This window comes from Trebonia sp., from assembly GCF_030042015.1.
Taxonomy (GTDB): Bacteria; Actinomycetota; Actinomycetes; order Streptosporangiales; family Streptosporangiaceae; genus Trebonia.
In genome coordinates, this window is sequence record NZ_JASIAL010000105.1 from 1 (window position 1) to 3,154 (window position 3,154).

A 3,154-nucleotide genomic window follows, 5' to 3' on the forward strand; every position below is an offset into this window, starting at 1 on the left:
GGCGGGCGAGCCGGTGCAGCAGGCGCCGGCCGCCAGGCAGATCACTCCAACCGTCCGGGTCAACACCGAGGCGTAGCCGGGACGGCGTCTGGCCGCAGCGGCCCGATCAGCGCGAGCCCGGCCGCGATGATCAGCAGCGCGCCCGCCGCAAAGATCGCGCGAACCGGCACGGTCGCGGCGAGCGCGCCCGCTGCCGCCATCGAGGCGATGTTGGCGGCCTGCTGGACCGGGTTGAACACCGACATCACGCGCCCGATCAGCCGTTGCGGGATGCTGGCAAGCAGCAGCGGCGGCGCGGCCGCGTTGACCGCGCCGAAGGCCACGCCGACGAGGCCGAGGACCCCGACCGCCGCCGGCAGGCCGGTCAGCCGCGAGAAGCCGAGCAGGCAGGCGCCGCCGGCCACAAGGCCGAGCCAGAACACCCGCGCCGCGCCGATTCGGCCCGCTCAAGCCGTCATCGGCGTTTGTGGTTCGGAAATATCCGGCTGGCGGCGGACGTTTCCGCATCGCTGAATTCAGCGGGCGTCGGGCCCCGGGGGATCCGTGTGTTGCTGCGGGTTGGCGAGGCTGACCGGGTAAGCTCAGGTGCGCTGAAGACACCGCTCGGGAGAGTTCCCGCGCAGCCAGCTGCGGGGCGCCGAAGGGGCAACATTCCCCGGAACCTCTCAGGCACCAAGGACCGGGCGGGACAAGCGGCTCTGGAACTGCGCGCGGACGCACGGCGACAGAGGGGGACTCCGGCTAACAGCAACGCCAGGCAGGCCCGGGGGCGGGCCGCCAAGGAGGCTCCCATGAAGTTCGCTCAGCGCCATATCGGGCCGTCCGAGGACGATCAGGCGCAGATGCTCAAGTCCGTAGGCTACGCATCGCTCGACGAGCTGACCTCGGCAGCGCTGCCCGCAGGCCTGGCCGCCGACCGGGAGCTGAACCTGCCCGAGCCGCTGTCCGAGGAGCAGGCGCTCGCCGAGCTGCGCCGCCTGGCCGGCCGCAACCAGGTGCTCACCTCGATGATCGGCCTCGGCTACTACGGCACGGTGACGCCCGCGGTGATCCGCCGCAACCTGCTCGAGAACCCGGCCTGGTACACCGCGTACACGCCGTACCAGCCGGAGATCTCGCAGGGCCGCCTGGAGGCGCTGCTGAACTTCCAGACGATGGTCTCCGACCTGACCGCGCTGCCGGTCGCCAACGCGTCCCTGCTCGACGAGGCCTCCGCGGCCGCCGAGGCGATGACGCTGGCCCGCCGCGTCGCGGGCGACGGCGCTGGCAGCGTGTTCGTCGCCGACGCCGACTGCCTGCCGCAGACGCTGCACGTGCTGCGCACCCGCGCCGAACCCCTCGGCATCGACCTTCGCATCACCTCCGTCTCGGCCGGCACGGATTTCGCCGGCGCCTTCGGCGTCCTGCTGCAGTATCCCGGCGCGTCCGGAGAGATCCGCGACCTCGCCCCGGTCATCGAGGCCGCCCACGCCGCTAACGCCACGGTAGCGGTGGCCGCCGACATTCTGGCGCTGACGCTGCTCAAGCCGCCAGGCGAGCTTGGCGCCGACGTCGCGATCGGCTCCACCCAGCGGTTCGGCGTGCCCATGTTCTACGGCGGCCCGCACGCCGCCTACATGGCGGTCCGCGACGACCTCAGGCGCCAGCTGCCCGGCCGCCTCGTCGGCGTCTCCGTGGACGCGGACGGGCACCCCGCCTACCGCCTCGCGTTGCAGGCCCGCGAGCAGCACATCCGCCGCGAGCGTGCCACCAGCAACATCTGCACCGCTCAGGTCCTGCTCGCCGTCGCCGCAGGCATGTACGCCTGCTACCACGGCCCGGACGGACTGGCCGCCATCGCACGGGGTGCGCACCGTAGCGCCGCGACCCTCGCCGCGACCTTGCGCCACTATGGCCTCCGAACGGGCAGTGGCGCCTGCTTCGACACGATCAGGGTGCTGCTCGACGGGCCCCGCGAGGCGGCGGCGGCACTGCGCCGCACCAGGGAGGCCGGCTACAACCTGTGCGACGCGGGCGACGGCGTGGTCCAGGTGGCATGCGACGAGACGACCAGGCCGGACCAGCTGCGCGATGTCGCCGCCGCGCTCGTCGGCGCGTCGATGGTCGGCACCGGCATGGACGCCTGCGACGTGGAGCTGGTTCCTGCCGCGGGCGACGAGCTGCCGCCTGACCTGGTACGGACGTCTAAGTTCCTGACCCATCCGGTCTTCAGCCAGCACCGCAGCGAGACGGCGATGCTGCGCTACCTGCGCCGGCTATCGGACCTGGACGTGGCGCTCGACCGGTCGATGATCCCGCTCGGCTCGTGCACGATGAAGCTCAACGCGACGGCCGAGATGGAGGCGATCACCTGGCCCGGGTTCGCCGGGCTGCATCCCTTCGCGCCCCCCGAGGACGCCGCGGGCTACGCCGAGCTGATCGCCTCGCTTGAGGCGTGGCTGTGCGCGGTGACCGGCTACGACGCCTGCTCCGTCCAGCCGAACGCCGGCTCGCAGGGCGAACTGGCCGGCCTGCTCGCCATCCGCGACTACCACGCCGCTCGCGGCTGCGCCGAGCGCGACGTCTGCCTGATCCCCGAGTCGGCGCACGGCACGAACGCGGCGAGCGCCGTCCTCGCCGGGCTCCGGGTCGCCGTGGTGAAATGCGGCGAAGACGGCGCGATCTCGCTGCCCGGCCTGCGCGCCGCGCTCGCCGCGCACGCCGGCCGGGTGGCCGCGATCATGCTGACCTACCCGTCCACCAACGGCGTCTACGAGACCACGGTCGGCCAGGTGTGCGACCTCGTGCACGAGGCAGGCGGCCAGGTCTACATCGACGGCGCGAACCTCAACGCGCTGGCCGGGCTCGCGTCGCCCGCGCTGCTCGGCGGTGACGTGTCCCACCTGAACCTGCACAAGACGTTCTGCATCCCGCACGGCGGCGGCGGCCCCGGCGTCGGCCCTGTCGCGGCCCGCGCCCACCTGGCGCAGTTCCTGCCCGGCACGTTCGGGCCGGTCACCGCGGCCCGCTACGGCTCGGCGGGCGTCCTGCCGATCTCGTGGGCCTACATCGCGATGATGGGCGCCGCCGGGCTGCGCCTGGCGACGCAGGTCGCCGTGCTGTCGGCGAACTACATCGCCCGCCGGCTCGCGCCGCACTTCCCTGTGCTGCACAC

At 73.0% G+C, this 3,154-nt stretch carries 2 protein-coding genes and 1 riboswitch; of the genes, one reads left to right on the top strand and one right to left on the bottom strand.

Features of this window, described 5'->3' with window-relative positions:
• Window positions 1-59 precede the first annotated feature (59 nt).
• Entirely contained in the window at window positions 60-422 is a 363-nt protein-coding gene (locus Q1N79_RS05255) for a hypothetical protein (RefSeq protein ID WP_300605149.1), read from the bottom strand.
• Between the two features lie 172 nt (window positions 423-594).
• Window positions 595-692, top strand: a riboswitch (glycine riboswitch).
• Window positions 693-791: 99 nt separating this feature from the next.
• Between Q1N79_RS05255 and gcvP the strand changes: the two genes are divergently transcribed.
• Window positions 792-3,154 (top strand): aminomethyl-transferring glycine dehydrogenase (gcvP, locus tag Q1N79_RS05260; RefSeq protein WP_300605151.1); only part of this gene is annotated, 2,363 nt, incomplete at its 3' end.